The organism is Desulfobotulus alkaliphilus (genome assembly GCF_007830435.1).
In the GTDB taxonomy this organism is placed as follows: Bacteria; Desulfobacterota; Desulfobacteria; order Desulfobacterales; family ASO4-4; genus Desulfobotulus; species Desulfobotulus alkaliphilus.
The window spans coordinates 46,033-72,935 of sequence record NZ_VLLC01000019.1 but is presented as its reverse complement, the minus strand read 5'-3'; the positions used below and the strand labels follow the sequence as shown (position 1 = coordinate 72,935).

General features: G+C 48.8%; 25 protein-coding genes and 1 other RNA gene. 21 read left to right on the top strand and 5 right to left on the bottom strand.

Annotated elements, in window-relative coordinates:
- On the top strand, positions 1-268 hold a 268-nt coding region (locus LZ24_RS17635), incomplete at its 5' end, for a hypothetical protein (protein ID WP_222427624.1).
- Between the two features lie 3 nt (positions 269-271).
- Here the strand turns inward: LZ24_RS17635 and LZ24_RS11875 are convergent.
- Positions 272-697, bottom strand: a complete 426-nt coding sequence (locus LZ24_RS11875; RefSeq protein WP_144685519.1) for a hypothetical protein — start codon at positions 695-697, stop codon at positions 272-274.
- 59 nt (positions 698-756) lie between these two features.
- Here LZ24_RS11875 and LZ24_RS11870 point away from each other — a divergent pair, with 59 nt between their 5' ends.
- The 6 genes from LZ24_RS11870 (at position 757) to ispD (ending at position 6,438) form a co-directional block, all read left to right on the top strand.
- A complete protein-coding gene (locus LZ24_RS11870; protein WP_144685518.1) occupies positions 757-1,029 on the top strand; it encodes a hypothetical protein in 273 nt (90 codons plus the stop codon).
- A 381-nt stretch (positions 1,030-1,410) separates the two neighbouring features.
- Complete coding sequence (locus LZ24_RS11865) at positions 1,411-2,445, top strand: Nif3-like dinuclear metal center hexameric protein (protein ID WP_144685517.1); 1,035 nt, start codon at positions 1,411-1,413, stop codon at positions 2,443-2,445.
- Positions 2,446-2,560: 115 nt separating this feature from the next.
- Positions 2,561-3,280, top strand: coding sequence for a zinc ribbon domain-containing protein (locus LZ24_RS11860; protein WP_144685516.1), 720 nt, complete (start codon positions 2,561-2,563; stop codon positions 3,278-3,280).
- Positions 3,281-3,364: 84 nt separating this feature from the next.
- An RNA gene (gene rnpB, locus LZ24_RS11855) (RNase P RNA component class A) lies at positions 3,365-3,742 on the top strand.
- Between the two features lie 109 nt (positions 3,743-3,851).
- On the top strand, positions 3,852-5,162 hold the full coding sequence (locus LZ24_RS11850; RefSeq protein WP_144685515.1) for an HPr family phosphocarrier protein: 1,311 nt from the start codon (positions 3,852-3,854) through the stop codon (positions 5,160-5,162).
- Positions 5,163-5,724: 562 nt separating this feature from the next.
- Positions 5,725-6,438: a 2-C-methyl-D-erythritol 4-phosphate cytidylyltransferase gene (gene ispD, locus LZ24_RS11845; RefSeq protein WP_144685514.1), complete on the top strand. Its 714-nt coding sequence runs from the start codon at positions 5,725-5,727 to the stop codon at positions 6,436-6,438.
- A 242-nt stretch (positions 6,439-6,680) separates the two neighbouring features.
- Here the strand turns inward: ispD and LZ24_RS11840 are convergent, their stop codons facing one another.
- The 3 genes from LZ24_RS11840 to LZ24_RS11830 all read right to left on the bottom strand — a co-directional run bounded on the left by LZ24_RS11840 (position 6,681) and on the right by LZ24_RS11830 (position 8,104).
- Positions 6,681-7,226 carry a hypothetical protein gene (locus LZ24_RS11840; protein WP_144685513.1) on the bottom strand — a complete coding sequence of 182 codons (546 nt, stop codon included), beginning with the start codon at positions 7,224-7,226 and terminating at the stop codon, positions 6,681-6,683.
- A 119-nt stretch (positions 7,227-7,345) separates the two neighbouring features.
- Complete coding sequence (locus LZ24_RS11835; protein ID WP_144685512.1) at positions 7,346-7,672, bottom strand: hypothetical protein; 327 nt, start codon at positions 7,670-7,672, stop codon at positions 7,346-7,348.
- A gap of 123 nt (positions 7,673-7,795) precedes the next feature.
- The gene (locus tag LZ24_RS11830; RefSeq protein ID WP_144685511.1) at positions 7,796-8,104 is read right to left on the bottom strand and encodes a hypothetical protein; all 309 of its coding nucleotides are present in this window, start codon (positions 8,102-8,104) and stop codon (positions 7,796-7,798) included.
- Between the two features lie 296 nt (positions 8,105-8,400).
- Between LZ24_RS11830 and argC the strand changes: the two genes are divergently transcribed.
- Positions 8,401-9,477 carry an N-acetyl-gamma-glutamyl-phosphate reductase gene (gene argC, locus LZ24_RS11825; RefSeq protein ID WP_246118592.1) on the top strand — a complete coding sequence of 359 codons (1,077 nt, stop codon included), beginning with the start codon at positions 8,401-8,403 and terminating at the stop codon, positions 9,475-9,477.
- 45 nt (positions 9,478-9,522) lie between these two features.
- On the opposite strand, the gene LZ24_RS17630 is transcribed toward argC, so the two are convergent.
- Positions 9,523-9,795, bottom strand: coding sequence for a hypothetical protein (locus LZ24_RS17630; protein WP_222427623.1), 273 nt, complete (start codon positions 9,793-9,795; stop codon positions 9,523-9,525).
- Here LZ24_RS17630 and LZ24_RS11820 point away from each other — a divergent pair.
- The 13 genes from LZ24_RS11820 (at position 9,788) to LZ24_RS11760 (ending at position 26,887) form a co-directional block, all read left to right on the top strand.
- Positions 9,788-11,242, top strand: a complete 1,455-nt coding sequence (locus LZ24_RS11820; RefSeq protein WP_144685510.1) for a sodium:solute symporter family protein — start codon at positions 9,788-9,790, stop codon at positions 11,240-11,242. The genes LZ24_RS17630 and LZ24_RS11820 overlap by 8 nt on opposite strands.
- A 328-nt stretch (positions 11,243-11,570) precedes the next feature.
- Positions 11,571-12,473, top strand: a complete 903-nt coding sequence (folD, locus tag LZ24_RS11815) for a bifunctional methylenetetrahydrofolate dehydrogenase/methenyltetrahydrofolate cyclohydrolase FolD (protein WP_144685509.1) — start codon at positions 11,571-11,573, stop codon at positions 12,471-12,473.
- 228 nt (positions 12,474-12,701) lie between these two features.
- Positions 12,702-13,628, top strand: a complete 927-nt coding sequence (locus LZ24_RS11810) for a M23 family metallopeptidase (protein WP_222427622.1) — start codon at positions 12,702-12,704, stop codon at positions 13,626-13,628.
- A gap of 345 nt (positions 13,629-13,973) precedes the next feature.
- Complete coding sequence (gene secA, locus LZ24_RS11805) at positions 13,974-16,496, top strand: preprotein translocase subunit SecA (protein WP_144685508.1); 2,523 nt, start codon at positions 13,974-13,976, stop codon at positions 16,494-16,496.
- A gap of 593 nt (positions 16,497-17,089) precedes the next feature.
- Positions 17,090-17,413: an ATP-dependent Clp protease adapter ClpS gene (clpS, locus tag LZ24_RS11800; RefSeq protein ID WP_144685507.1), complete on the top strand. Its 324-nt coding sequence runs from the start codon at positions 17,090-17,092 to the stop codon at positions 17,411-17,413.
- The gene (clpA, locus tag LZ24_RS11795; protein WP_144685506.1) at positions 17,410-19,668 is read left to right on the top strand and encodes an ATP-dependent Clp protease ATP-binding subunit ClpA; all 2,259 of its coding nucleotides are present in this window, start codon (positions 17,410-17,412) and stop codon (positions 19,666-19,668) included. The genes clpS and clpA overlap by 4 nt, the downstream gene beginning before the upstream one ends.
- A gap of 19 nt (positions 19,669-19,687) precedes the next feature.
- The gene (gene aat, locus LZ24_RS11790; RefSeq protein WP_246118591.1) at positions 19,688-20,392 is read left to right on the top strand and encodes a leucyl/phenylalanyl-tRNA--protein transferase; all 705 of its coding nucleotides are present in this window, start codon (positions 19,688-19,690) and stop codon (positions 20,390-20,392) included.
- A 70-nt stretch (positions 20,393-20,462) separates the two neighbouring features.
- Positions 20,463-21,884, top strand: a complete 1,422-nt coding sequence (locus LZ24_RS11785; RefSeq protein ID WP_144685504.1) for an exodeoxyribonuclease I — start codon at positions 20,463-20,465, stop codon at positions 21,882-21,884.
- A gap of 138 nt (positions 21,885-22,022) precedes the next feature.
- Positions 22,023-22,721, top strand: coding sequence for a transglutaminase-like domain-containing protein (locus LZ24_RS11780; RefSeq protein ID WP_246118590.1), 699 nt, complete (start codon positions 22,023-22,025; stop codon positions 22,719-22,721).
- Positions 22,722-22,898: 177 nt separating this feature from the next.
- Positions 22,899-23,459, top strand: a complete 561-nt coding sequence (gene rfbC / locus LZ24_RS11775; RefSeq protein ID WP_144685503.1) for a dTDP-4-dehydrorhamnose 3,5-epimerase — start codon at positions 22,899-22,901, stop codon at positions 23,457-23,459.
- Entirely contained in the window at positions 23,459-24,352 is an 894-nt protein-coding gene (gene rfbD / locus LZ24_RS11770) for a dTDP-4-dehydrorhamnose reductase (protein WP_144685502.1), read from the top strand. The genes rfbC and rfbD overlap by 1 nt, the downstream gene beginning before the upstream one ends.
- A gap of 106 nt (positions 24,353-24,458) precedes the next feature.
- Positions 24,459-25,799: an O-antigen ligase family protein gene (locus LZ24_RS11765; RefSeq protein WP_144685501.1), complete on the top strand. Its 1,341-nt coding sequence runs from the start codon at positions 24,459-24,461 to the stop codon at positions 25,797-25,799.
- On the top strand, positions 25,796-26,887 hold the full coding sequence (locus LZ24_RS11760; RefSeq protein ID WP_144685500.1) for a glycosyltransferase: 1,092 nt from the start codon (positions 25,796-25,798) through the stop codon (positions 26,885-26,887). Before LZ24_RS11765 ends, LZ24_RS11760 begins: the two co-directional genes overlap by 4 nt.
- The last annotated feature ends 16 nt before the right edge of the window (positions 26,888-26,903 follow it).

Here is a 26,903-nt window from a genome sequence, read left to right as displayed (position 1 = left end):
CTTGAGTGCCGGATTGCGTCACGGGCAAATAGCCTGGGGCCTGTGCATCTGTCTGGCAGGTATAGTTTTGGAAAACTGTGCAGAACAGTTACACCACAATCAGGATAAGAAAGCGATACTGGAATACTTTGGTTATTTGCCATTTTTTACTTCTTTACATTTGCAAGGTTTTGACCCCGCAGAAAGATCCCTTCTCTGCCCATGGGAGGCCTTCGTCAGACGTTTGCATCAGCTACAGTCTGCAAAGTCCCCGTCTTCATGGGCTTGACATCTACCGGTCATCTTCATGACAAAACCTGCATTCAGAGGCAACAGAGGCCGAAGGAGTTACAGTGCTAAAGACGGAGACGCCAGCTCCGCTGCCGATACCCAGATTACGGCCATTTTTTCCCCAGTGCGGGCAGTCGAAATTCCGCCTTTCTTGCATAAGACAACCGGATCTGGCAATCATGCATTCATTCAGGCAATCCATGTTGCCCGGAGGGCAGAGGGCTTCACATTGATCCCGGTTGGCATTGCATCTGCTTAGAACGGAGCTGAAAACCTGATTGCAGCAGTTGGTACAGGCAGTCAGATTGGGGCAGCCATGGATACAGTCAATGTAGGTGCCCATTGCACCATGGGAAGCCGGTGCTGTCATAAAAATCAGGACAGAAGCCAAAAGAGCATTGAGCAGCAGCATTTTAATTTTTTTCATGATCTTTCTCCTTTACATTTTTGGGTAATGTCACGGAATAGCTGATAACTTACAAAAAGATGAAGCCAGAAAAAAACAATACCATTCCTGTGATTATTGCAGGGGAATATTTTGAGGAAATCCAGAAAAATGTTCTTGAAATTGTGATTGTGGGAAATCATGGTGTCCATTCTCCGAATGGTCAGATAGCAGCAAAAATCTTAACAGCCGTAAATGATGAAAACAAGGACAAGGTGAACAAAATAAAAGGTATGAAGGGGGAGCACTTTTTTCCAGCTCCAAATGATATCTGGACAAATGGCAGATCGGTCTGTATATTTTTTTCTGCATAAGGTGTGCAGATTGTTTTTCTGGAAATGGGGCGACAGTCTGAGTTGGTAACAGGGCCTCAGGTGATTTTATCACAGGAAGAACAGAATAAAGGTGGCCTTTGTTTTTAAAGAAACACCCATTGAAAAATCATTCAGATCTGTTTCACAGATTTTTTCAGGTGCTTTGTTTTGAAAAATAAGCTTTTTTCTCTGTTTAAAATGTGCAGTTGTTACAGGCGTATGAATGCGGGGATCTGCGGAGGGAGTCCGGATTTCAGCTTTCCGGCAACAGTCATACCGGCAGGATTACAATGTGCGCTGACTAAAGGAGAAAAAGCACATAAAAAAGGGCGATGCGGGGAATACCTGCATCGCCCTTTTCATTTTAAGGGAGGTTTTTAAATGTCGCTCAGCGTAGGGGATTGCATGGCCCTTGTGGCTTCTGTCGCACCTTTGGACCTTGCAGAATCCTGGGATGCATCCGGCCTTCAGGTAGGAGACCGCCGTCAGCCTGTCCGGCGTATCGGAGTGGCTCTGGATGCCACCTTCGGGACTGTATCCGAGGCCGTTGAAAAAGATGTGGATTTTCTTGTGGTCCATCACCCGCTTTTTTTCCGTCCTTTAAAAAATCTGGTCCTTGATACGCCGCTGGGTCGTGTGATTGACACAGCCATACGAAATGGTCTGAGTATTTACGCGGCCCACACAAATCTTGACAGTGTTGCAGGTGGACTGAACGATGCTTTGGCCAGCCATATAGGGCTTGGGGATATTCATGTACTGGGACAGGGTATCAGGGGAAGCGACTGCGTTTTGCATTTAAAGGTTCCTGTCTTCCTGCAGCCAAGGGTCCATGAAGTGCTTGCCGGAGGAGGGCGGGATATTTCGTGGTGGGATGGAATGAAGGATGAGGGCGGAAGCTGCATTGCACGCTGCCGTATCCGTGGAAATAAGGTTTCCGGTGTTCAGGCAAAGATCAGAAGCCTCTGTCCGGATGCACAGATGGATGCTGTACCTGCCGGTGAAAGGGAAACCGGGGCGGGTTTGGGGAGGATGGGGTTTCTTTCTGCCTCCATGACACTTTCGGCTTTTTCAGAAAAGGTGAAAAAGGATCTTGGCCTTGAATATGTCCGGATGGTTGGAAATCCTGAAACGCCTGTCCGATGTGTTGCGCTGTGTACGGGGAGCGGGGGGGGCATGATGCATGATGCCCTGGCACGGGGGGCGGATGTTCTGCTGACCGGAGATCTGAAATACCATGAAGCCATGGATGCTCTGGATCACGGGCTTTGTCTGGTGGATGCGGGGCACTTTGGTACGGAACGGATCATGGTGGATCTGATGCTTGAACGGCTTCGGAGCGTTCTTGGGGAAAAAGGAGAGAAGATTTCCCTTGTGCCTCTGGCCTCCCAGAAGGATCCTTTTTCCGTTTTATAATATTGTCATGCGGGGTGTGCTGCCCGGATGCAGGGCAGATGATGATAATGGTTTGTCTGTGGGAATGGGCTGATCACAGACTTTTTTTACTACCGGCCCAGAGGACGGATCCGTTATGAATCCATCGGTGAGAGAAGAACTGGATATTCTGATTCGTCTCCAGGAGACGGAGACCCGCGCCAGTGAGCTGCGGGTGACCATTCAGGATGTTGAGCAGCAGCAATCCCGGCTGGAAGAGGTTCTTGACCGTGAACGTTCGGTACTTGATGAAAAAAGTGAAGTTCTGGCCAGCTTGCGTAAGCAGTATAGAGGTTTTGAAGACGATCTCCGGTATAATGAAGAACGCCTGAAAAAAAGTGAGCAGACGCTGCGTACCGTTACCAATAACAGGGATTATCAGGTGCTCCTGCGGGAAATGGATGATAACCGTAAAACCAATGGGCGTATGCAGGAGACCATGGTGTCTCTGATCGATCAGATCAGTGCCATGGAAGCGGAGCTTACAGATATTCAGGCGAGGGTGGATGCGGAGGCCCGGCGTGTGGAAGAGCAGAAGGCTGAGCTGATGGCGTCCTGCTCCAGAGAAGTCGCCGCCCTTGCCAAGCTTGAAGAGGAACACAGGACGCTTGGGCAAAAGGCTTCCCTTCGCCTGCTGAAACGTTTTGAAAAGGCGGTCAGTCTGGGGGGAGGTGTCGGTGTCGCCTGTGTCAGCGGCAGCATCTGCAAGGGGTGTTTCATGACCCTGCCCCCCCAGTTCTGTATTGAGCTTCAAAGGTGCAATGAAATCCGTCACTGCCCCCGCTGTAACCGTATTGTCTACTGGAATGGTGCCTGAGTATCCTTGTCAAGGCTCTGGGCTGAGGTTTTTCCATGATGGACTTTTATGGAAAAGAAGCTTATATTATTCGGGCAGGCGGTGAGAGTATGCCAGACGATCGCCGGGATACGATAAAGTATCCGGGAGGAAAGTCCGAACACCACAGGGCAGGATGCTCCATAACGTGGAGTCGCAGTGATGCGAAGGCAAGTGCAACAGAGAGCAGACCGCCTTCTGCTGCAGGCAGAAGGTAAGGGTGAAAGGGTGCGGTAAGAGCGCACCAGTGTTCCGGGCGACCGGAGCAGCTGGGTAAACCCCATCCGGTGCAAGACCAAATAGGGAAGCGTAAGGGTGGCCCGCCCTGCTTCCGGGTAGGTCGCTTGAGACCGTCGGTAACGGCGGTCCTAGATGAATGGTCGTCACTCTGTTTTCGGGTAACCGGGGCAGGGAACAGAATTCGGCTTACGGCTTACTCTGACCGTTTGCATTATAACCGCCAGTGATCCTTTTTTCTGTGGTCCTGGCGGTTGTGTTTGCTGGCAGGGGAATTTTTTTTAACTGAACCGAAGTCCGCACCAATGGGGGCCATGTGGAAGAGCTTACCTGCAAGATAACTTTTTCTGAAAAAGTAAAAATTTATTCAGAAGACTATCTGAAGTGCTGTGTCTATATCACCCGCTTTCTGGAGCCACGGCATTATTTTACCAAGCGCATGTACTCCAAGCTGATTTCCACTTCCCACCTGCTGGAAGATTTTCTGGATTTTCATGGGGCAAAAAATAATCGGGGCTGGTATTTTTACAGGGAGCTGGCAGCCACGGTGCGGCATATCAGTCTGGGGTGCTATGCGCAGCAGCATATTCTGAACCGGCTGGAATACTATGGCCTGGAGGATGTTGAAGTATTCCGTAAGGAAGGGGAGAAGACACTGGAATTTCTGAACAGTGTTCTTATCCGCGTGGCTCCCGTTATTCTGGAAGAAGCCGCAGCCCTTGGGATCCCGCTTCCGTCTTCGGCCTTTGAGCCTCAGGATTTTCCAGGTGTCATTACCTCGGAAGTGCTGGAACACAATATCGATGATGATGAAGATGCGGTTCCTTTTCAGGGCCACTATATTGTAAAGATTGCCAGTGAGCTCATTGCAACGGCAAAGGATTTTGATCAGTTTGGTTTTTATGAACCCTATCCCTATGCGGAAATGCTGGAGCTGGTTCCGGCCAAGGTGAATGAGGCGGAAATCCGCCGCTTTCAGGTTCTGGTGCACAACCTTCAGTCCTCCTTTGATACCTATGTGATCCATGGCGGGTATCGCTTTGGAAACCGGAGACTGAAGCAGTTGCGTTCTCATTTTTCCGTGTCCTTCCATCTGCTTCAGATTGTCAGTCGTCTGCTGCACTACTATGAGCGCCATCTCCGGGTACGTGGATTTAAGGATTCTTATAAAAAAGTTCAGGAAATTCTCTGTGATTATGTGGATCCGGAAATTCTTCTGGACAGAACCGTGAATTATGCCCTTTTCTATGTGAATCATTATCTTGGCTCAGGAACCCAACTGGCTAAAGAGCTTTTGAATGAGTATGTGGAGCAGGGGAGTATCACGGTGGGTATTCCGGTAAAGCTTGGCTTTCACAGTCGCCCCAGCCTGATGGTTGCCAAAATTGTGCAGCATTACGGTGGCCGGGTGGACCTCTGTGTTGGAGATGCGGTTTTTGATGCATCCAGTGTGCTGGATATCCAATGGGCGGGTGGCAAAATACAAAAAGAAGCCATACAGGAAGTCTGTTTCAAAGGGGATGTCCGGGCTTTAAAGGATATTCAGGTTCTTGCCAGTGTCAATTACGGGGAAGACAGCATGGGCAAGGGCATTCCCCTGCCGAAGGAGCTGGTCTACCTGCGTTGAACAAGCCCGGCTGCTGTATTCATAAATCTGACGACTACCCTGACTCAGCCACAGCTTGCTGGTCCGATTGTTGTCAGGCCCATGGTTGCTGGCTTTAATGCGGGCAGGCCCCCTGCGAATGGTTTTTACGGCCCTGTTTTTTGCAGGGGCACCCTTTACGGGTGCTAAGCAAGCAGGCGTAAAATCTGGTCATATAAATTCCATGATTAAGGTTCGTATGGCAGAAAGACAGTGGTAATCAGATTCATATACTCCAAACGGTCAGCCTTGAAACATTTGAAAATTTCAGGCGTACGATGTACTGCATAGGTCACTGTAATAGTAGAAGCGGCTTCCAGCCGCTTTAAAGAATGCGCCAGGATGGCGCATCTACAAAACGCAGCAATACGGTGCAGGCTGCTGTTCAGGAGTTTTTCAACATCGTTTTAAGACTGGCCCGTGTATCAAAAATGACCGTGCGGAGTATAAAAGGTCTGTTTTCCGGCTTTGAGGGACTGCCGCCCCGGAATTGTTTGATTCTCCTTAAAGAAAAACGCTTCCATATTCGGCGAAAGGGGGCAGTGTGGCTGAAGCAGAGGGCGGGCTGGCTGCTGTGGTGGTGGCCGGAGGCTCAGGTATCCGTATGGATGCAGACAGGCGTAAGCAGTACCTTTCCCTTGGTGGCATTCCCCTCATGGGTCACAGCCTGCGGACCCTTGATCAGAGCCCTGAAGTGGAAAGTATTGTGCTGGTGGTCCCCCCTGAAGACAGGGGCTATGTGCGGGATCACATTCTGCCGGATCTGAAGCTCCGAAGGGAACCCCTCCTTGCAGCGGGAGGTGTCACCCGTCAGGCTTCTGTATATTCCGGACTGGCTGGTGTGGATACTTCTGTTGAGTTTATACTGGTGCATGATGCCGTACGTCCTTTTCTGGAGCTTCGGCAGATTTCAGATACGCTGGATGCCGCCCGGAATCATGGCGCAGCAACGCTGGTCATTGAGGTGGTGGATACCCTTCGAAGGCAACTTCCCTCTGGTGATGTGGAAATGATGGATCGTCAGGGGGTGTTTGCTGTACAGACGCCCCAGATTTTTCGAAGTGATATCCTGCGCAAGGCCCATGAAACGGCTCTGGACAGAGGGTGGGCGGGTACGGATGATGCGGGCCTTGTTGCGGCCATGGGACATGCTGTGGTTTTTGTTCCCGGAAGCCGGACCAATCTGAAGGTGACAAGCCCCGAGGATCTTATTCTGGCGGAGGCTCTGCTCGGCATTTTTCGGGAAAAAACAGGCTGATGCATGGAAACCTGTGAATCAGGCCGGGGCATGGCATGTTCAAAAAAAGGTCTGATCAATGTGCGGGTTTACAGGGCCTGATTGGCGAAAGGAGGGCAGGGAGGCCACTCCTTTCAGATTTTAATCAATGTCATCCGGCTTTGATGTTTTCTCTGGCATTATAGAAGATAAAAATATTTTTAAGTCCCTTCTGCGGAAAGGACCTGTGGAGCTGGCCGTACAGAATTTGCTGTTTCAGTGTTTCAGGATTTGGCCGTCTGGGTTTTTGCGGCTTCCTTTTTTTCTTCCGGCTGTACTTTTTTCTTCAAATCCTCTTCCAGATTTTTTATCTGGGCTTCTGCTGCTTTGAGAGCTTTTTCTGTTTTTTCCAGTGTTTTTATCTGTGTTTCTGCGGCCCTGAGGGCTTCTTCGGCTTCTTTGAGCCTGGAGCTGGTCTGCTCATTCTGCTTATTTTTTTTCTGCTCTTCCTCTATTTTTTGCTTGATGGCTTTGTACTGTTCAAGGAGGCGGTCATATTCATTTTTAGGAACCAGCCCCATGAGTTTCCAGTATTCCTCAAAGACGGTCTGTACCTGTTCCGTGGCAAGGGTATACCACTCCATGCCTGCTTTGTTAAAATCCGGCATCAGGGAGGGATTCGGCCATATGGAAGAAGTATCCATGGGCTGTTGACCCTTCAGCCAGTCCTGCAGGGGATTGAAGGATACACCGGGGGTGATGAAGCTTGCAATATCAAAGCCAGGAAACTGAAACCATCCTGTGCTTTGTCTGTTATCTGCAGCGCTCATGGAAGAATCCTTATTTAGGTATGATGTTGCATGATTCTGCTGGCGAATCCATCCGTTTTCCGTGGGATATCCCTAAGACAGACCCGCCATGCTTATCCTTAAAAAGTATGGGAATATTTTCAGGGGATAAGGGAAAGAATATAGGTTTCCATCTGACGGTAAGAGTTGTTAAGGGATTCCTGAATGTCTTTTCTGGCCTGCCGTACATTTTCCAGCCACTCGTTAATCATTTTTTTGCCCTCTTCCGGTGTATTTTCCTGAAGAAGGAGCATCTCCGCCAGTTTTTCCATCTGTTCCTGGGCCATCGTTGAGGATGTGATGAATTGGTCAAAGGCGGCTTTATTGTAGTTAAGGATGGATTTTGTGAACTCTTTCTGATCCATAGGGATGCAATGCCTTTCACTGAAAATTGTGGAGTAGGAAATCAGGGAAAAAGATGGTGCCATTCAACTTGCTGCAAGCCCCAATTTTAACCAGCGACATCATAATTAAAGATCCCGGGAAGTTAAAATTGAGGCTCTGTGATAACTGAAGAGATATGTCTGCCGCATTCGCAGGTCTGCTAAGGTTTACTTGGCTGCTTTTCCAGCACTTTTATCTGCTTTTCCTGCGGTTTCTGAGACAAAGGATTCGAACTTTTTGAAATTTTCATCCATGGTTTTTTTGAAGTCTTCCTGCCCTTTTTTGAAAGCCAGCATCCACTCCTGAAGCATTTTCTGTCCCTCTTCGGGAATCATGCTGTTTTTGGTGAGGAAGGTTTCAGTCATTTTTTCTGTCTGCCCCTGAACCATGATCATGGCATTGAAGGTATTGTCAAAGGCGGTTTTCTGGAAATCAAGGATCTGCTGAACAAATTTGGTGGGTTCAAGTGTTTTCATGGTGGCTCCTTTTAGGATTAGGGTTGGTGTTACTGATTGTTTGAAACCAATATGCTGCCTGCCGGGTTTTTTGTCAAGAAAAAATATTGCGGTGCAACAGGCGGTTTTCTGGTTTCCATCTACCTTGTCTATGCATGTTTTTTCAGGTCAGACAGCCTTTTAATTCCGATATTTCATCTGTGAATTTGCGCACTTGCTCCATGAAAAAAAAGTCCTTGCCCTTGCCAAGAAAAGGGGGCTCTGATAAATACCACGCGTTTCGGACATTTTATCTTTATTTGCTAAGGTTCAAAAAAATGGATTTTTTGACGGGCAGACCCGTCATGGGGGGCTTTATGATCCGCGTTGCTGTTATCGGTGCTACAGGATATGCCGGTGCGGAACTGGTACGCATTCTCAGCAGCCATCCTCTGGCAAGGATGACCACACTGACTTCCCGACAGTATGCGGGAAAGCTTTTTTCAGATGTTTTTCCATCATTTTATAATCGTATGGATCTGCCACTGGAAGCCTACGATGCAGAAAAAATTGTGGCAGAGGCGGATCTGGTTTTTATGGCTCTGCCCCATCAGTTGCCCATGAATATGGTGCCTGAGCTTCTGGAGGGCGGGTGCCGTGTGGTGGATCTTTCTGCGGATTTTCGTTTTTCGGATCCCAGGGAGTATGAGGCTTTTTATGAAACCCACAGGGCACCGGATCTGTGCGGGGAATCCGTATATGGATTGAGTGAGTTTTTTAAGGAGGATATCTCGGCAGCCAGACTGGTGGGGAATCCCGGCTGCTATCCCACCTGTATTCTGCTTCCCTTGCTTCCGCTGGTTGAGAAGCAATGGGTGGATCTTTCCCATGTGGTCTGTGATGCCAAGTCCGGTGTCAGCGGTGCAGGCAGGGGTGTTTCCCTGGCAACCCATTATTGTGAAATCGCACAGGGTTTTAAGGCCTATAAAGTAGGGGCCCACAGGCACCGTCCAGAGATTGCTTCGGTGATTGAAGGCATTGCCGGTCAGAAACCGGGGGTTACCTTTGTGCCCCATCTTGTGCCCACCATACGGGGAATGCTGGCAACAAGTTACCTGAAACTGAAAGAAGACAGGACAGAAGCAGAAATCAGGCAGTGCCTTGAAGAGGCCTATGACGGCAGGCCCTTTGTCCGGATCCTGCCCGAAAACCGTTTCCCGGATCTCTCCTTTGTTCGGGGTACAAATTATTGTGATATCGGCCTGCGTCTGGATCCGGAAACGGGAGTTCTCATTCTGGTTTCTGCCATAGATAACCTTGTAAAGGGCGCTTCAGGGCAGGCGGTTCAGAACATGAATATTATGTGGAAGCTGGAGGAAACTCTGGGGCTGGATATCCTTCCCCCTGTTATTTAAGGCCGTACAGGCGGGTCTTTCAGTCTGTGTATAAAGTGGGCTGGTTTATCGCTCTCCGGGTTTAAAATAAAGTATCGGTGTTGTTTGTTTTGTAATTCCAATGCTGTAATTGCAGTTTTGCTGCTGCGCCAAGGCGCTTTGACAGTTTGCAGGTGCGGTTGCAATGGTTTTCGATTGGGTCACGGGCGAACAGTCTGGGTCTCTGTGCATCTGCATGGCAGGCAGGTGCCCTGGAAGAGTATGCTGAACAATCACAGCTAAAAAACTGAATCCGGTCAATGGTGTGGCCTGATAAAAAAAAGGATGTGTGATGCTCATTAAAACCCTTGTGGTGGCTTTGTATTTTGCGGTGATCCTGTGGGCGGGCCTTGCTGGCTTACGGAAGACACGCTCCTTTGCGGATTTTTTTCTGGGTGGCGGTAATATCGGCCCCTGGATGAGTGCCTTTACCTATGCAACGGCTTACTTTTCTGCTGTCCTGTTTATTGGTTTTGCCGGAAGTGTGGGTTGGAATTTCGGGATTTCCGGCTTATGGATTGCCTTTGGCAACGCGCTGGTGGGGGTTTTGGGTGTATGGATGATCATGGGAAGGGCCATCAAGAAGATGTCCGTTGCCTATGATGTGCAGACCATGGCGGAGTTCTTTGACAAGCGCTATAACAGTCCCGGCCTGAAACTTTTTGCATCCATTGCTATTTTTGTTTTCTTTATTCCCTATACCAGTGCTGTTTTTATGGGGCTTTCCTATCTTTTCAGGTCAAACTTCGGAATGGACTACGGCCTTGCCCTGGCCATTATGGGCAGTGTCACCGCCATTTATATGATCCTTGGCGGATACCGGTCCATGGCCCTTGTGGATGTTTTTTTCGGTATGATCATGGTCTGTGGCGTTCTGGTGCTTACGGGATTCACCCTGCACAAGGGCGGGGGGATGATGAATATCATTGCGGATTTACAGGCCATCAATCCGGATCTGGGTGCCTTTGTAGGACCGCCGGGGTGGTGGCCCCTTTTCTGCCTTGTCTTTTTAACCAGTGTGGCGCCCTTTGCCATGCCCCAGCTTGTTCAAAAATTTTATGCCATCCGGGATGACCGTGCCATACGCATAGGAACCTTTGCCTCAACAATTTTTGCCCTGATGATCAGCGGGGTTGCTTACTTTATCGGGTCAACAACACGGCTCTTTCTTTCCCCTGAGGCCACGCCCGGTGCCTTCAGGGATGGTCTTCCGATTTTTGATGCCCTGATGCCCGAACTTCTGGCCAATGTGGTTCCAGCTTCCCTTTCTGTGCTGATTCTCCTGCTGGTGCTTTCGGCATCCATGTCCACCCTTGCGGCACTGGTTCTTATTTCCAGTTCCGCCATGGTTAAGGATTTCTATGCGGGTTTTGTCAGAAAAGACGTTTCCGACCTGCAGTTGACGGTGCTGATGCGTTATGCCAGCTTCTTTTTTATTCTTCTTTCTGTTCTGCTGGCCTATGCTAGGCCATCTTCCATTATCATGATCCTTGGGATATCCTGGGGAGCCATAGGGTCGGCCTTTCTTGGGCCCTTTATCTGGGGGCTTTTTTATGAAAAAACCACCCGTCTTGCTGCCATGGTTTCCGGTTTTGGCGGCCTTGGCACCTGTCTTGGTCTCTATTTCACCGGTGTCAGTTCATCGCCGGAGGCCGGAACCATAGGCATGCTGACCTCGCTGGTCCTTGCGCCCCTTGTCACACTGGTTTCTGTCCGGGTGGCCGATCCGGGAGCTGCCTCCGAATAAAAACGTGGACGTAACTGTTCGGCAAAGTTGATTCTGAAATTCCAATACTGCAATTGCAGGAGTTTCGTACTGCAGCAAGACACCTTGGCTATTTGCAAGTGACTTTGCGATCGTTTTGGATTCCGGCACTCAAGATCCTTGAAGCATTTTTTCTCCCGTAATGGGCTTGAGTTTTTCAGCTTGAGTGCCGGATTGCGTCACAGGCAAATAGTCTGGTACCTGTGCATTTGTCTGGCAGGTATGATACTTGGAAAACTGTGCTTAAGAATTTAACTTGGGCAGTTGATGGTCTTTTTGACAACGAAAAAATAATCAGAGGAAGACTCTTATGGCAGCAGAAATTATACGCGGGACAGAACTGCGGGAAACCATTCTGGATGAAGTGGCAGAAGGCGTAAAAACACTCAAGGAAAAAACAGGACGTCCTCCCGGGCTTGTCACCATTCTTGTGGGAGAAAATCCTGCTTCCCTTTCCTACGTTTCCTTGAAAATAAAGACAGCGCACAGGGTGGGATTTAAAGAGGTGCAGGAAAATATCGCGGAAGATGTCAGCGAGGCGGATCTTCTGGCATTGATTGAACAGTACAACAGAGATGATACCATTGACGGTATTCTGGTTCAGCTTCCCCTGCCAAAGCATATTGATGAATCGAGGGTTATTGATGCCATTGATCCTGCAAAGGATGTGGACGCCTTCCATCCTGTTAATGTGGGGCGGCTTATGCTGGAAGGCAGCTCAGCCCCCTTTATTCCCTGTACACCTGCGGGTATTCAGGAGATGCTTGTCCGGGCAGGGGTTCCCGTAGCCGGTGCCGAGGTGGTGGTGGTGGGAAGATCCAACATTGTGGGTAAACCCATTGCCAATCTTCTTCTCCAGAAAGGAAGGGCAGCCAACGCAACGGTTACTGTCGTGCATACGGGAACAAAGGATCTGGCTTCCCATTGCAGGCGGGCGGATGTCCTGATTGTAGCGGCAGGGGTGCCGAACCTTGTCCATCCTGAGTGGATCAAGCCCGGAGCCTGTGTTATTGATGTGGGCGTGAACAGGGTGGGGGAGCGTGTCAGCGAAAAAACTGGAAAGACCGTGGCTGTTCTCCGGGGAGATGTGGACTATGATGCCGCCCTTGGGGTGGCCGGGTGGATTACACCTGTTCCGGGCGGTGTTGGCCCCATGACCATCGCAATGCTGATGAAAAATACACTGAAGGCTATGGAGCTCAGGACCTTGTGATGCTGCCGCAATAATAAAGTTCATTTTATGCCTCCGGTCAAAACGTCTGTGCCCTGTCCGCAGTTTTTTTATGGGGTAGGGCTTTCGTTGTCGGCATGAGTTGTTCCTTGACAGTTTTTTTTCATATGTTAAAAATTAGTATGGGTAGTAATTATTATTCGGTGGTGGATGCTGCGTATGGATAGACAGGGTCCCACCCGATCTGCCTCAGACCAGGGAGATGTAGGCATGAATCAGAAAATAACCTTTTATATCATGAGTCACTCGGGAACAAAGATTCGTGAGCTTACCTTTTATAAGGGTATGGTCTATGGTTTTTTTCTATTGCTTTTATCTTTTTTTGCTGCGTTTTCTTGGGTTTTTTTTGACTACAGCCGTCTTTTAAGCCGTGCATCGGAGGTTTCCTTTCTTGAGTCAGAGCTGGCCCTGAACGAAGAACAACTGCTGATGCAGAGGGATCAGATTCAGCTTTTTGCAAAGGAACTGAATCTTTTAAAAAACAGAATTCTGACACTCTCTGAGTTTGAGCAGAAAATCAGAACCATCGCCAATATGGAAGCCAGAGAGGAAAATGACGGGATTTTTGGATTGGGCGGTACACCTGTGGAAGATCTGGATATGCGACTGGATCTTTCGGAGAATCATGCCAGCCTGATCCGGGAAATGCATGATCGCGTGGTGTATCTGGACAGGGATTCCCTTGGGCGTATTGATGGATTTGAGGCTCTTCTTGAATCCCTTGAAGATCAGCGGAATCTTCTGGCCGTGACACCAGCCATCCGTCCTGCGGATGGATGGGTAACTTCCCGTTTTGGATACAGGACCTCACCTTTTACGGGAAGGCGTGAGTTCCACAGCGGGCTGGACATAGCCAATCGTATAGGTACCCCTGTTCTGGCAACGGCAGAGGGAGTTGTCAGTTTTGCAGGAGACAGGGGAGCCATTGGGATTGTGGTGAATATTGATCATGGACATGGCCTTGTTACCCGTTATGGTCATCTGAATAAGGCTCTGGTAAAATCCGGGCAAAGGGTGTCCAGAGGAGAAGTTATTGGAGAGATGGGTAATACGGGCAGGAGTACGGGGCCCCATGTGCATTATGAGGTCCGGCTGAATGGTGTACCTGTGAATCCGGCTAAATATATTCTGGATTGAATACCACGGCAGATGGTCGTTTTGGGCTGATGCTGCCGGATATGCGTGTTTATTTTTTGCCAGAACAGGAGTTTTTTTTGGGTTGTTTTCTTCTTGTCCTGAAATGGGAATTTTTCTGTATTAAACAAAGACCGATCCTGTGAAAATGAAACCGGGCAGCTTGCTGTGGTCCCCGGTTTTTTTGTTTTTTAAAAAAGTTTCTGCATGCACCCCGGAGAGGGGTCACTTTTTTATTCGGCACAAACTCTGTTGATCCGCATTTTTTCGTCATTATTTTTAGGGATCCTGTCTGTTTTATTCCTCTGACAGGAGTGACGTTTTTTATCTGAGAATCAGGAAGGTCCTATGATTGCACGTATATTGACCCGGATATTTGGAAGCATGAATCAAAGGGAGTTGCGCCGTATACAAGGTTATGTGGATGCTGTTAATGCCCTTGAGCCGGAAATGGAAAGCCTTGATGATTCTGTGCTGGCAGCAAAAACGGATGTTTACCGGGAGCGATTTGCTGCAGGAGAATCCCTTGAATCTCTTCTGCCCGAGGCCTTTGCCACCGTCCGTGAAGCTTCCCGCAGGGTTCTGGAAATGCGCCATTTTGACTGCCAGCTGATCGGTGCCGTTGCCCTGCATGAAGGCAGTATCGCAGAAATGAAGACGGGTGAAGGGAAGACGCTGATGTCAACCCTTGCGGCCTACCTGAATGCCATAACAGGCAAGGGTGTGCATATTGTTACGGTGAATGATTATCTGGCCCGCAGAGACGCGGAATGGATGGGTAAACTCTATGCCTTCCTCGGTCTCTCCGTAGGTATTGTGGTGCATGGTATGGATGATGCCCAGCGCAGGGAAGCCTACGCTGCGGATATCACCTATGGCACCAACAATGAATTTGGTTTTGACTATCTCCGCGATAATATGAAATTCCACCGAGAGATGCTGGCCCAGCGGGAGCTTAATTTTGCCATTGTGGATGAGGTGGACAGTATTCTCATTGATGAGGCAAGAACCCCACTGATTATTTCCGGACCTGCTGAAAAATCTACGGATCTTTACTATTCTGTGAATATGATCATGCCAGCCCTGAAGGTGGAGAGGGATTATCTGGTTGATGAAAAGGCCCGCAGCGTGAATCTGACGGAGGAGGGGGTTGCAAGGGTTGAGGAACTGCTGAAAACGCCCAATATTTATGAGCCTGCCAATATTGAGGTTCTGCACCATGTGAATCAGGCTCTGAAGGCTTATGCCCTTTTCAAGCGGGATGCGGATTATATTGTTCAGGAGGGTAAGGTCATCATTGTGGATGAGTTTACCGGGCGGCTCATGCCGGGCAGAAGGTACAGTGAGGGGCTGCATCAGGCATTGGAGGCCAAGGAAGGGGTACCCATTGAAAATGAAAACCAGACGCTGGCATCAATTACCTTCCAGAATTATTTTCGTATGTATAATAAACTTGCTGGCATGACAGGTACGGCGGAGACAGAAGCTGCTGAATTTAGTAAGATTTATGGTCTTGGTGTTCTCTCCGTTCCTACCCATAAACCCATGATCCGTATGGATCATGCGGACATGATCTACAAAACAAAAAAAGAAAAATTTCAGGCCATTGTTGAAGAAATTGACACCCTGCATAAAAAAGGACAGCCTGTTCTCGTGGGAACCATTAACATAGATATTTCAGAATATCTGAGCAGGCTTCTTACAAAAAAAGGGATTCCCCATGAGGTGCTGAATGCCAAACAACATCAGAAGGAAGCTGAAATTGTGGCCCAGGCCGGTCAGAAGGGCAGGGTGACCATTGCTACCAACATGGCAGGCAGGGGAACGGATATTGTTCTGGGAGAAGGGGTCAGGGAGCTTGGCGGCCTGCACATCCTTGGTACGGAGCGTCATGAATCCAGGCGCATAGACAATCAGCTCCGGGGTCGTTCGGGTCGTCAGGGCGATCCGGGGTCTTCCCGCTTCTATCTGAGTCTTGAAGACGATCTTTTGCGTATTTTCGGTGGTGAACGCATCGGAAAGATTATGGACAGGCTGGGACTTGAGGAAGGCGAGCCCATTGAGCACCGTCTTATTTCCAGAGCCATTGAAAATTCCCAGAAAAAGGTTGAAGGCCATAACTTTGATATCCGCAAGCATATCCTTGAGTATGATGACGTGATGAACCAGCAGCGCGAGGTGATTTACCGTCAGCGCAGGGAGGCCCTGACCAGCGGGTCCCTGAAGGATTTCATCTCTGAAATGATAGAGGAAGTGGCTGAAGATACGGCTTATTCCTTCCGCTATGATCCTGTTCATGCGCCGCTTGTATGGGAGGATGTTGTGGAGGCCGTTGGACGTCGTTTTTTCTTTACCATTGAAAAGCCTGAAGAATTTGAAGAGACGGAGCATATACCCCAGGAAAAACTGGCAGAAATTATCAAGGATGCTGCTTTCAGGTTTTATGAGGCCAAGGAGGCCCTTGTGGGCGCAGAGGAAATGCGCCAGCTGGAGCGTTTCATTGTTCTCCAGACCGTGGATTCCCAATGGAAAAACCACCTCCTCAGCATGGATCATCTTAAGGATGGCATCGGCCTGCGGGGGTATGCCCAGCAGAACCCTCTGATCATGTATAAAAAAGAGGGCTTTGCCATGTTTCAGGATATGATTCAGCGGATCAAGAATGAGGTGACAGGCATTTTGTTCCGTGTCCAGATCCGCCGTGAAACGGAACTGGAGCCCCTGCCGGAACCAAAGCAGGAAAAACTTGTTTTTTCCCATGGTAAGGATGATGACAGCAAGGAGCCGCTGCGCCGGAAAGAAGCCAAGGTCGGGCGCAATGATCTCTGTCCCTGCGGCAGTGGGAAAAAATACAAAAAATGCTGCGGTTAAAAATACGCCTTAAAAATTAGTGAATAAAGAATGCGTCTTTGATCTTGCCCTTGACCTTGTTCCATAAAGGCTTAGTCTAAAAAGATCCCGGAAACAGATCCGGGATTTTTAACTGTACCTGTGGATACCGTAAAAGGTTGTAACTTCTGAGTAACTTCAAAAGTTACTTTATGACAAAACGCCGCAACACGGCGTGGGTTGCTGTTCAGCACAGTTTTCCAAGTACCATAGCTGCAAGACATATACACAGGCCCCAGGCTATTTGCCCGTGACGCAATCTTATTCGGGAGCTTCTTGTCCTGTGCGGAAGCGGCAAAAACTCCCCGCCACAGGCAGGATAAGCTTTTTGATTACCATGGCAGGCTTCAGCACGCTGCCTTTGTGGCGGCTCAGACAGTTTGCCGCTTCTTTCGCACAGGCCTGCAAAGCTCTGATCCGAAACGATTGCAATGTCACTTGCAAATAGCCACGGAGCCTTGCAACAGTACGAAGCTGCTGAATAATTACAAAAGGTTTTTAATAAGATAGTCTGTTTTTGTAAATTTTGAAAAAAGTTTTTTTAGTCTGTCATGGCATTGAGGAGCAGAAAACCAATGGGTGGGATGCATACGGAATTTGAAGAGTCTCTGGAAGAACTTCTTGGGGAAGAGCATGAAAAAGACCATCCCCCCCTTTATAAAGTGCTGCTGCACAATGATGATTATACCACCATGGATTTTGTGGTTGAGGTTCTCGTTGCAATTTTCCACAAGACACTGGAAGAAGCAACGGATATCATGCTGAGTGTCCATCGGAAGGGTGTGGGGCTTTGTGGTGTCTATCCCCATGAAATAGCGGAAAGCAAGGTTGAGGCCGTGACCCTCCATGCCAGGGCCCATGGATTTCCCCTGAGAACGACGATGGAGAAGGAATCATGATCAGCAAAGAGTTAAGTGCCACTTTGGGTTTTGCCGTACGTGAAGCAAAGAAACGCCGCCACGAATATGTCTGTGTGGAACATGTACTTTTTGCCATTCTTCACGATACCGAAGGGATTGAAATTCTGGAAGCCTGCGGCGGGGATATCCGGAAACTTAAAAAACGGCTGGAGACCTTTTTCCGGGAGCGTATGGAAAGTCTTCCCGATGATACGGACTATGTGCTGCAGCAGACCGTTGGTTTTCAGCGTATGATACAAAGGGCTGTCAATCATGCCCGGAGTGCGGAAAAAAACAAGGTCAGTGTCGGTGACATTCTTGCCTCCATTTTTCAGGAAAAGGATTCCCATGCGGCCTTTTATCTGGAGAGGGAGGGCATTACCCGTCTGGAGGTGCTGACCTACATTTCCCACGGTATGGAGAAAAATACTCCGGATGTCAGTCCTGATCAGAAAACGGCTGAGGCAGAAGGGGCAAAGGAAGATCCCCTTGGCAGTTATACCCTTGACCTTGTGGAACATGCGGCTTCAGGTCGCATGGATCCTCTGGTGGGAAGAAATGCTGAGCTGGAGCGGACCCTGCAGGTGCTTTGCAGAAGAAGGAAAAACAATCCGATTTTTGTGGGGGATCCGGGGGTGGGCAAAACCGCCCTTGCCGAAGGTCTGGCCCAGAGAATTTATAAAGGTGAAGTGCCTTTTTCCCTGAAGGAATGTCGGATTTTTTCCCTGGATATGGGTGCCCTGCTGGCGGGAACCAAATTCCGGGGGGATTTTGAGCTGCGCCTGAAAAAGGTCATAGAGGCTTTAAAAAAGCACAGGAATGCCATTCTTTTTATTGATGAGATTCATACCATTGTGGGTGCAGGGGCCACCAGTTCCGGTTCCATGGATGCCTCCAATCTTCTGAAACCTTCCCTTGGTTCAGGGGAATTCCGGTGCATCGGTTCCACAACCTATGAGGAATTCAAGAATCATTTTCAAAAGGACAGGGCGCTTTCAAGGCGTTTTGAAAAAATTGAGATCGCAGAACCCGACGAAGAAGCCTGCATCAAAATCCTTGAGGGGCTTAAGGACCGTTATGAAAAACACCATGAAATCACCTATGCACCGGAGGCCATAGAAGCGGCTGTCAAGCTTTCCGCACGCTACCTGAATGATCGCTTTCTGCCGGACAAAGCCATTGATGTGATGGATGAAGCAGGGGCCATGTATGCCCTTAAACGATCCGAAAGCCCGTCAGCCAGGCCGGTCATTACGGAAAAGGATGTGGAGGGTGTGGTATCCCGTATGGCTAGAATCCCGGCCAGAAGTGTTTCCGGTTCCGATAAAAAACGGCTCGGACGGCTGGAAGATCGTCTGAAGGATGTGGTATTCGGACAGGACACTGCCATATCAGCCCTTGTCACGGCCATCAAACGTTCCCGTTCCGGCCTTGGGAATCCTGAAAAACCCGTGGGGTCTTTTTTATTCACAGGCCCTACGGGGGTGGGCAAAACAGAGGTGGCAAGGCAGCTGGCTTCTGTCATGGGTATTCACTTTGTGCGCTATGACATGAGTGAGTATATGGAAAAACATGCGGTTTCCCGTCTGATCGGAGCACCCCCCGGCTATGTGGGTTTTGAGCAGGGCGGCCTTTTGACCGACGAGATACGCAAACATCCCCATGCGGTTCTTCTTCTGGATGAAATTGAAAAGGCCCATCCCGATGTTTTCAATATTCTGCTGCAGGTCATGGATTATGCAAGGCTTACGGATAACAACGGCAAGCAGGCGGACTTCAGAAATGTGGTGCTGATTATGACATCCAACGTGGGTGCCAGGGAAATGGCCACGGCTTCCATCGGTTTTGGTGCTTCAGCCAGAGATGATGCAGACAAGGGAAAAGCGGCTGTTAACCGTATGTTTTCTCCGGAGTTCAGAAACCGTCTGGATGATACCCTGACCTTTCTTCCCCTGGACCAGAAGGTGATGGAGCAGGTGGTGGAAAAGTTCATGGGGCTTTTGCGTACGCAACTGGCAGAACGCAGGGTGTCTTTGAGGCTCAGTGCCAAAGCCCGCCAGTGGCTTGCCAGAAAAGGCTATGATCCTAAATTCGGTGCAAGGCCCCTTGACCGTCTGATCCAGACGGAAGTCAAGGACAGGCTGGCCGATGCCCTGCTTTTTGGCGATCTGGCATCCGGCGGCACGGTTTCCATTGGTGTGAAGCAGGACAGGCTGACCTTCAGTTTTAAGGCTCTTCAGGCGGAAAGTCTTTAATACTATGCCTGTTTTCAGGTTGGACAGATCCTTACAGTTTCCACCGGTAGAATTTGCCGATAAAAGCGGTCTTCTGGCCGTGGGAGGAGATTTAAGCCTGCCACGTCTGCTGCTGGCTTACAAAGAGGGAATTTTTCCATGGTATGGAGAGGATGATCCCATTCTCTGGTGGTCTCCGGAGCCAAGACTGGTGCTTTTTCCCGATGCCTTGCATGTATCAAAAAGTCTTGACAAGCGTCTGCGCAGAAAAGATTTTTCCGTTACCATGGATAGGGATTTTGCAGGAGTGCTGAAAGCCTGCGCCACCATTCGAACGGAGCAGGGAGAGGAGACCTGGCTTCTGCCGGAGATGATAAGGGCATATCAGAAGCTCCATGAGGCGGGGTATGCCCATTCCGTGGAAACCCGTGACAGGGAAGGCCAGCTTTGCGGAGGACTTTACGGAGTCAGTCTGGGTCGTGTTTTTTTTGGGGAGAGTATGTTTGCAAGGGTGTCCGATGCCTCCAAGGTGGCACTGGTGCATCTGGTGCGCCAGCTGGATGCCTGGGGTTTTGATCTGATTGACTGTCAGGTGCAGACGGATCATCTCATGCGCATGGGAGCCGTTACCATGGGCCGCCGCCGTTTTTTGAGTATTCTGAAGGAAAGCCTGAAGCATCCCACCCTTAAAGGACCATGGAGACCGGACCTGGAGCCTGACAGTATGCATCGAAAAAGGGCTTAAGCGGTGAGATCTGTTCCGCTCATGTCCTTTTTGATATCATTAGAGGTGTCCGTCTGCCAGAAGGAGTGTCATGTCCAGCTATCTCTTTTATGACCTTGAGACCACAGGCCTGAATCCTGCCTTTGATCAGGTTCTGCAGTTTGCAGCCATACGCACGGATATGGCTTTTCAGGAGCTGGAACGCCATGAAATCCGTATTCGCCTGCGGCCCGATGTGCTCATTGCCCCCGGTGCCCTCATCACCCACAGAATACCTTTGGACGTGCTTGGCATGGGGGAGCTGGAATATGATGCCATACGAAGGATACACAGCCTGCTCAACACCAGAGGAACCCTTTCCCTTGGTTACAATACGCTCAATTTTGATGATATATTTTTAAGGTTTGCCTTTTACAGAAATCTCCTTCCCCCCTATACCCATCAGTTTTCTTCGGGTTGTTCCCGCATGGATGTGTTTCCCCTTACCATCTTTTACCATCTTTTCCGGCCGGAGGTTCTCAACTGGCCGGAGCTGGACGGCAGGGTCAGTCTGAAACTGGAAAATCTGAACAGGGAAAACGGTCTGGCTTCAGGCATGGCCCATGATGCCATGGTGGATGTGGAGGCCACTCTGGCACTGGCGAAGATTCTGGCTTCGGAAAAGGAGATGTGGGAGTATCTTGTTGCCGGTTTTGATAAAAAAAAGGACGGTTTGCGTCTGGATCAGCTGCCGGAGGCTTTTCAGTCTTCTCTTGGGATTCATTCCTATGGTGTGCTGACGGGCTCTGAACCCGGCTCAAAAAACGGGTATCAGGCACCGGTTCTGGGGCTGGGCCAATCCATTCCCTATTCCAACCAGAGTCTCTGGCTGCGTCTCGACACGGAGGATTTACAGAAAACGGATCCGGAGAATCCTGAGGCCACAAGCTTTGTCATCCGTAAAAGGAGCGGAGAGCCGCCCTTTGTCCTACCCCCTGCCTCCCGTTTCTGGGAACGTCTGGGGGACGAAAAAAACAGGCTGGCCGAAGAAAACATGGCGTGGCTGCGTTCCCGTCCAGATGTACTGGCGTCCATCGGTAAGTATCATCGTCAGTACCGTTATCCGGATATTGAGGGCATTGATCCCGATGCGGCCCTTTATCAGAAAGGATTTCTTTCAAAGGCCGAACAGATCCAGTGCAGTGATTTCCATACAATGGATCTTGCCGGAAAGCTGGCTTTTCTACCGGAAATTTCCATGGATCTACGAACTCTTGCGGCGCGTCTTCTTTTCAGGAACGGGCTGGGAGAGCAGCATCCCCTTGTGGAAGAAGCAGGCAGGCAACAGATGGCCAGCCTGACTGCCGGGGCTGGTGAGAGTCTGCCAAAGGACTGGCGGGGGGGGGGGCGCAGAACCGTTTACCATGTTTTTGATGAGATCAAAGAGATCCGGGCAGAAGGCAGGCTGGATGAAGAGCAGATACAGCTGCTTCATGCGCTGGAAGAAGATATGAAAAAGCGTTTTTCCCTTTGAAGCAGGCCTTGATTTCCATGCCTGTGTTGGTCCGTATCTGAGGGTTCAGAACCGTCTTTGCTGGATGGCTGCCAGACAGATGCACAAGTGCCACGTGGCTGCACAGGGATGTCCGTATAAAGATGAAAGGAGATGCCGGTGACTGAACCGGAAGTTTTGCATATGGAGATTCCCCCCAACGAAGGGGATCTTGGTATAACAGCCTTTATAGATGCGGAGCATCCGGAGATTCAGGCCTTTATCCGCAGACATGAAAAAAAAGGAGATCATAAGGCCACGGCCATTTCATTGTATACGGCGGTCCGGGATGACATTCGTTATGATCCTTATCGCATAGAATTTTCCGTTCATGGTATGAAAGCTTCCACAACCCTTAACCGGGGGTATGGCTACTGCGTGGCAAAAGCAGTCGTGCTGGCTGCCGCCCTCAGGGCTGCGGGTATTCCTGCCCGTCTTGGTTTTGCCGATGTTCGCAACCATCTCTCCACTGCCCGCCTGCGGGAGGTCATGGGAACGGATCTTTTCGTCTACCATGGCTATGTGGCCCTTTTTCTGACGGACCGCTGGATCAAGGTCACACCGACATTCAACCGGGAGCTTTGTGATCGCTTTGGTATTCAGCCCCTGGACTTTGACGGTGAAAACGATGCCCTGCTGCATCCCTTTGACATGCAGGGCAGGGAACACATGCGTTATGAAAAGGATCATGGTCTTTTTCAGGATTTACCCGTGACAAGAATTGTCAAAGCGTCTATGAAGGCTTATCCCCGGATGATGGCTTACCTTGAAAAGGGTGGGGCCGGGGGAGATTTTTATGCGGAAGCCGGAGGGAATTGACCGGGATGAACAATGAGTGTGTTTAGTTGCTATAATAGTCAATCTGATTACTACCCTGACTCAGCCACAGCTTGCTGGTCCGGTTATTGTCAGGCCCATGGTAAAGTTTTTTTGCACAGTCTGTGTAGATATTATTTTACTGTATCGTGTCCTGCAGTATGAAAGCAAGGAATCCTTATGCGTTTTACACATCTCAATATTCGGGATCTTATCCTTATAACACCAAAGGTATGGGGTGATAACCGGGGATATTTTATGGAAACTTTCCGTGAAGACCTCTTTCGAAAATATTGCTGGAACATAAATTTTATTCAGGAAAATGAGAGCCGGAGTAGCTATGGTGTGTTGAGGGGCCTGCATTACCAGCTTCCCCCCTTTGCCCAGAGTAAGCTAATCCGGGTCGTCGAAGGGACTGTTTTGGATGTTGCAGTGGATTTGCGTGAAGGCAGCCCCACTTTCGGGCAGCATGCGGCCGTTGAACTTTCTGCAGAAAACAGATGCCAGCTTTTCATTCCCCAGGGTTTTGCCCATGGTTTTCTTGTAACAAGCAGGATGGCCATTGTACAATACAAAGTAGATAATTATTACTCGGCAGAGCATGACTGTGGTGTTGCCTTTGATGATAAGGATCTTGGGATAGACTGGAAACTGCTTCCAAAGGATATTGTTCTGTCAGAAAAAGATAAATGTCAGCCATTGTTTCGTAATGCTGTTTATTTTAAAAGGGAAGATTTTTGATGCGCAGAGTTCTTGTTACGGGTGCTGACGGTCAGCTTGGGCATGCACTGGCCAGTATGTTGTACTCCCTTCCAAAAGAATTTTTTCCTGTCCTGACCGATCATGCCTCCATGGATATCACAGACGTGAAAAAAGTGAATGATATTTGTGAGCAGACGGACCCGGATATTATCGTGAACTGCGCTGCATATACTGCTGTTGATATGGCAGAAGTGGAAGCTCATCAGGCTTTTGCTGTTAATGAAAAAGGGGCTGCAAACGTAGCCATGGCTGCATTTCGCATGAAAATACCAATGCTTCATTTTTCAACGGATTATGTTTTTGATGGAAGTAATAATATTCCTTATACTGAAGAGGACTCAGCAGCTCCCCTTTCTGTTTATGGGCATAGCAAACTTGCAGGAGAATTTGCTGTTATGGCCACCTGCCCCTGGGCTGTTATTATCCGCACAGGATGGCTGTACTCCCCGTTCAGAAGTAATTTCTTTACGACAATATCAAGAATTGCCAGAGAAAGAGGGAAGCTTGAAATCATTTGTGATCAAGTTGGAACACCGACATATGCTAAGGATCTTGCCAGTGCTGCTGTTCATGTTTTTCGAAGCATGGATGGCCTGACCTGTGATGAGATGTATAAGTATAAAGGTGTTTATCATTATTCCAATGAAGGTGTGTGCAGTTGGTATGATTTTGCCTGTGCCATAGTTGATTTAGCAGGAATTACCTGTGTTGTTGATCCGATAGAGACAAAGGATTATCCGCAGACTGCACAGCGTCCCCATTTCAGCGTAATGAACAAGTCGAAGTTCAAAAACTGTTTTCATACAAAAATTTCTCACTGGCAACGATCTCTTGCTGCCTGCATGGAGTCTTCAGGTATCAGCAGTCAGTGATGGGGCTATTTAAATCTGCTGTATCAGGCAGGGATGTGTTCGAAAATAGAATAGGAATGTACTTACCCCAAAGCATTGAGTCGTCATAATTTATTATGATGGCCGGATGGAATCTGGGACACTGCTGTTAAATTTTTTTGGAGAGTTTATGGCTGTTTTCAGAATGAACTTTATAAAAATGAGCCGTTTTAACGAGCATGCTTTGCTTTTTTTGATTACAGGCTTCCTTGTGCTGATTCCCTTCGGTCGTTTGTCAGAAATTCCTCTGTTGCTGATGGCTATATATGGAGTCTTTGTTTTATCTGGTAAGGGCAGGCAGCTTATTCCCCGTGAGCAGCTGATACTTTTCAGCATAATATTTTTGGCCTTTTGGATACCCATACTTTTTTCTCTTTATGGCTCCGTGAATTCAGAAAGAACATTTCGGGTAGCATTGACTTTTCTCAGGCTTTATTTTTCTGGAATATTAGTGCTTTATGCATTTTGTTTTCCGGGCATGGCAGATCGGGTCCTGAAATGGTGCGCTTTCATTTTGGTAATATGGGTAGGAGATGGCCTGTTTCAGGCAGTATGGGGGTATAATCTTACAGGGAATCCACTCGGGACGATCGGCGGGCAGGTGACGGGTTTCTTCGGGAACAGTACCCATATGGGATCTTTTCTCGGGGTTCTTTCAGCATTGCTACTTGTTTATTCTCGTTTGAAATGGGCTTTAGTATGGCAGTTTTTGGTCTTTGCAGCCACGGCTGCTGTTGTCCTTATGGGTGGCAGCCGGATGGGCTGGCTTGGGTTTGCTTTTGTCGTTACTGGCTTATCGTTATGGATCCTCGCAAGGGGGGGGAGGAAAGTGTGGCCCAGGTTCGTTTTAATTATTGTCTGCGTGTCAGTCGTTTTTTCCGGAGCCTTTGTTTTTTCTCAGGCGGTATCGACCCGAGTTACACAGTCTTTGTTCTTGTTCAGCAAGGACAGAGAATTGGCAGATATGGCTTTGAGCGGTCGTTTGACCTTGTGGAGTACGACCATTGAAGTTATCAAGGCGAATCCTCTGAATGGGGTGGGTGCCAGAAATTTACGGGATGCTTATTCTTCGTATGCGGATCCGCACGACCGTTTCGTGGATAGAGCCTACCATGCCCATAATATTATACTTGATATAGCATCGGAAACAGGTATTATTGGTATCATTGGTTACATAATTGCCATGATCTGTATGCTGCGTGTATGGGTCAGGGCGAATTCCTATGAAAAAGAGCGGTTGCTTCCCTATGCACTGGCTCTTTTTGCGGTCTTTTTTCCCCTGAATACCCATTATGCAACCTATTCTGCTGCTTGGTCCACCACTTACTTCTGGCTTATTTCCCTGTTCTGTGCGGCTGCTGCCAAGTCTGGCTTTGCATTACCTGATGGGATGACTTCCCATGAAGCCGGGGAGACGGTAAGGATATGAAGGGAGGAGAGAATAAAACGATTCTTTGGTGGGGACGTTTCGATGCCTCCTACTCCAGGAACCGGATTTTGAGGAAAATTCTTCAAAATAATGGTTATAAAATTATTGATTTTATTCCTCGTATATCCAGACTAGGAGGTCTTGAGGCTTTTTTCAGGGTTTTGCCTGAAGTCGATATGGTATGGGTTCCCTGTTTTCGTCAGACAGATGTGGTTTCAGCCCGCAGATGGAGTGCCAAAAGAGGGATTCCGCTGCTTTTTGATCCCTTAATCAGCGATTATGATAAGCAGGTCTTTGAAAGACGAAAGTATGATGCACATTCTATAGTTGCAAAATATCTGCGTATGCGGGAAAGTACTTATATACAGTGTGCGGATATTCTTCTTGCAGATACGCCTGAGCACGCCTCTTTTTTTGTTGATGTTCTTGGGGCGGACAGGAAGAACACCTTTGTGGTTATCGTGGGGGCGGAAGAGGAGCTGTTTTTTCCTGACAGATCTGCCAGGGGGTTGAAGACGGAGCAGGATTTAAATCAGGAGCGCCCTTTAGATGTACTTTTTTATGGAAGTTTTATCCCTCTTCAGGGGCCTCAGTATATTGCCGAGGCCATTCATTTGTATGAAGGTCCCCCTGTTAGCTGGCATTTTTTAGGCGATGGCCCACTTCTTGAACAATGCAAGGCCAGGGTAAAAGAAAAAGACAATGTTTTTTTTGAAAAATGGACTCCCTATGATTCCCTTCCGGAAAGGATTCATAGGGCTGATATTCTGTTGGGAATATTTGGCGATACACCAAAAACTCAGCGGGTAATACCTAATAAAGTTTATCAGGCTATAGCATCGGGCAAGCCTGTGATAACGGCAAAAACACCAGCTTATCCTTCTTCATTGACAGCTGATGACGGCAATGGTTTTATCTGGGTACCTGCTGCCTCGCCTGAGCATATTGCCAGGGCTGTTGCCTGTCTGGCAAAGAATTCAGAGAAAATAAGGCTTGCGGGTCAGGCTGCCCGTGTTTCATTTGATCACCATTTTTCATATAAAGTAATCGATAAACAGTTATATGAGGCAATGGAGCATTTGAGCTGAAGCTGCTGCACTGCAG

What these genes read in the sequence shown, in the direction of transcription:
- LZ24_RS11820 (WP_144685510.1), top strand. Translation starts at nt 9,788, where the DNA reads ATGCTCATTAAAACCCTTGTGGTGGCTTTGTATTTTGCGGTGATCCTG.
- LZ24_RS11760 (WP_144685500.1), top strand. Translation starts at nt 25,796, where the DNA reads ATGAAGGGAGGAGAGAATAAAACGATTCTTTGGTGGGGACGTTTCGAT.
- argC (WP_246118592.1), top strand. Translation starts at nt 8,401, where the DNA reads ATGGATTTTTTGACGGGCAGACCCGTCATGGGGGGCTTTATGATCCGC.
- LZ24_RS11875 (WP_144685519.1), bottom strand. Translation starts at nt 697, where the DNA reads ATGAAAAAAATTAAAATGCTGCTGCTCAATGCTCTTTTGGCTTCTGTC.
- LZ24_RS11765 (WP_144685501.1), top strand. Translation starts at nt 24,459, where the DNA reads ATGGAATCTGGGACACTGCTGTTAAATTTTTTTGGAGAGTTTATGGCT.
- clpS (WP_144685507.1), top strand. Translation starts at nt 17,090, where the DNA reads ATGGGTGGGATGCATACGGAATTTGAAGAGTCTCTGGAAGAACTTCTT.
- LZ24_RS11865 (WP_144685517.1), top strand. Translation starts at nt 1,411, where the DNA reads ATGTCGCTCAGCGTAGGGGATTGCATGGCCCTTGTGGCTTCTGTCGCA.
- LZ24_RS11860 (WP_144685516.1), top strand. Translation starts at nt 2,561, where the DNA reads ATGAATCCATCGGTGAGAGAAGAACTGGATATTCTGATTCGTCTCCAG.
- LZ24_RS17630 (WP_222427623.1), bottom strand. Translation starts at nt 9,795, where the DNA reads ATGAGCATCACACATCCTTTTTTTTATCAGGCCACACCATTGACCGGA.
- clpA (WP_144685506.1), top strand. Translation starts at nt 17,410, where the DNA reads ATGATCAGCAAAGAGTTAAGTGCCACTTTGGGTTTTGCCGTACGTGAA.
- LZ24_RS11810 (WP_222427622.1), top strand. Translation starts at nt 12,702, where the DNA reads ATGAATCAGAAAATAACCTTTTATATCATGAGTCACTCGGGAACAAAG.
- LZ24_RS11785 (WP_144685504.1), top strand. Translation starts at nt 20,463, where the DNA reads ATGTCCAGCTATCTCTTTTATGACCTTGAGACCACAGGCCTGAATCCT.
- secA (WP_144685508.1), top strand. Translation starts at nt 13,974, where the DNA reads ATGATTGCACGTATATTGACCCGGATATTTGGAAGCATGAATCAAAGG.
- LZ24_RS11835 (WP_144685512.1), bottom strand. Translation starts at nt 7,672, where the DNA reads ATGGCACCATCTTTTTCCCTGATTTCCTACTCCACAATTTTCAGTGAA.
- folD (WP_144685509.1), top strand. Translation starts at nt 11,571, where the DNA reads ATGGCAGCAGAAATTATACGCGGGACAGAACTGCGGGAAACCATTCTG.
- LZ24_RS11870 (WP_144685518.1), top strand. Translation starts at nt 757, where the DNA reads ATGAAGCCAGAAAAAAACAATACCATTCCTGTGATTATTGCAGGGGAA.
- rfbC (WP_144685503.1), top strand. Translation starts at nt 22,899, where the DNA reads ATGCGTTTTACACATCTCAATATTCGGGATCTTATCCTTATAACACCA.
- LZ24_RS11830 (WP_144685511.1), bottom strand. Translation starts at nt 8,104, where the DNA reads ATGAAAACACTTGAACCCACCAAATTTGTTCAGCAGATCCTTGATTTC.
- LZ24_RS11840 (WP_144685513.1), bottom strand. Translation starts at nt 7,226, where the DNA reads ATGAGCGCTGCAGATAACAGACAAAGCACAGGATGGTTTCAGTTTCCT.
- rfbD (WP_144685502.1), top strand. Translation starts at nt 23,459, where the DNA reads ATGCGCAGAGTTCTTGTTACGGGTGCTGACGGTCAGCTTGGGCATGCA.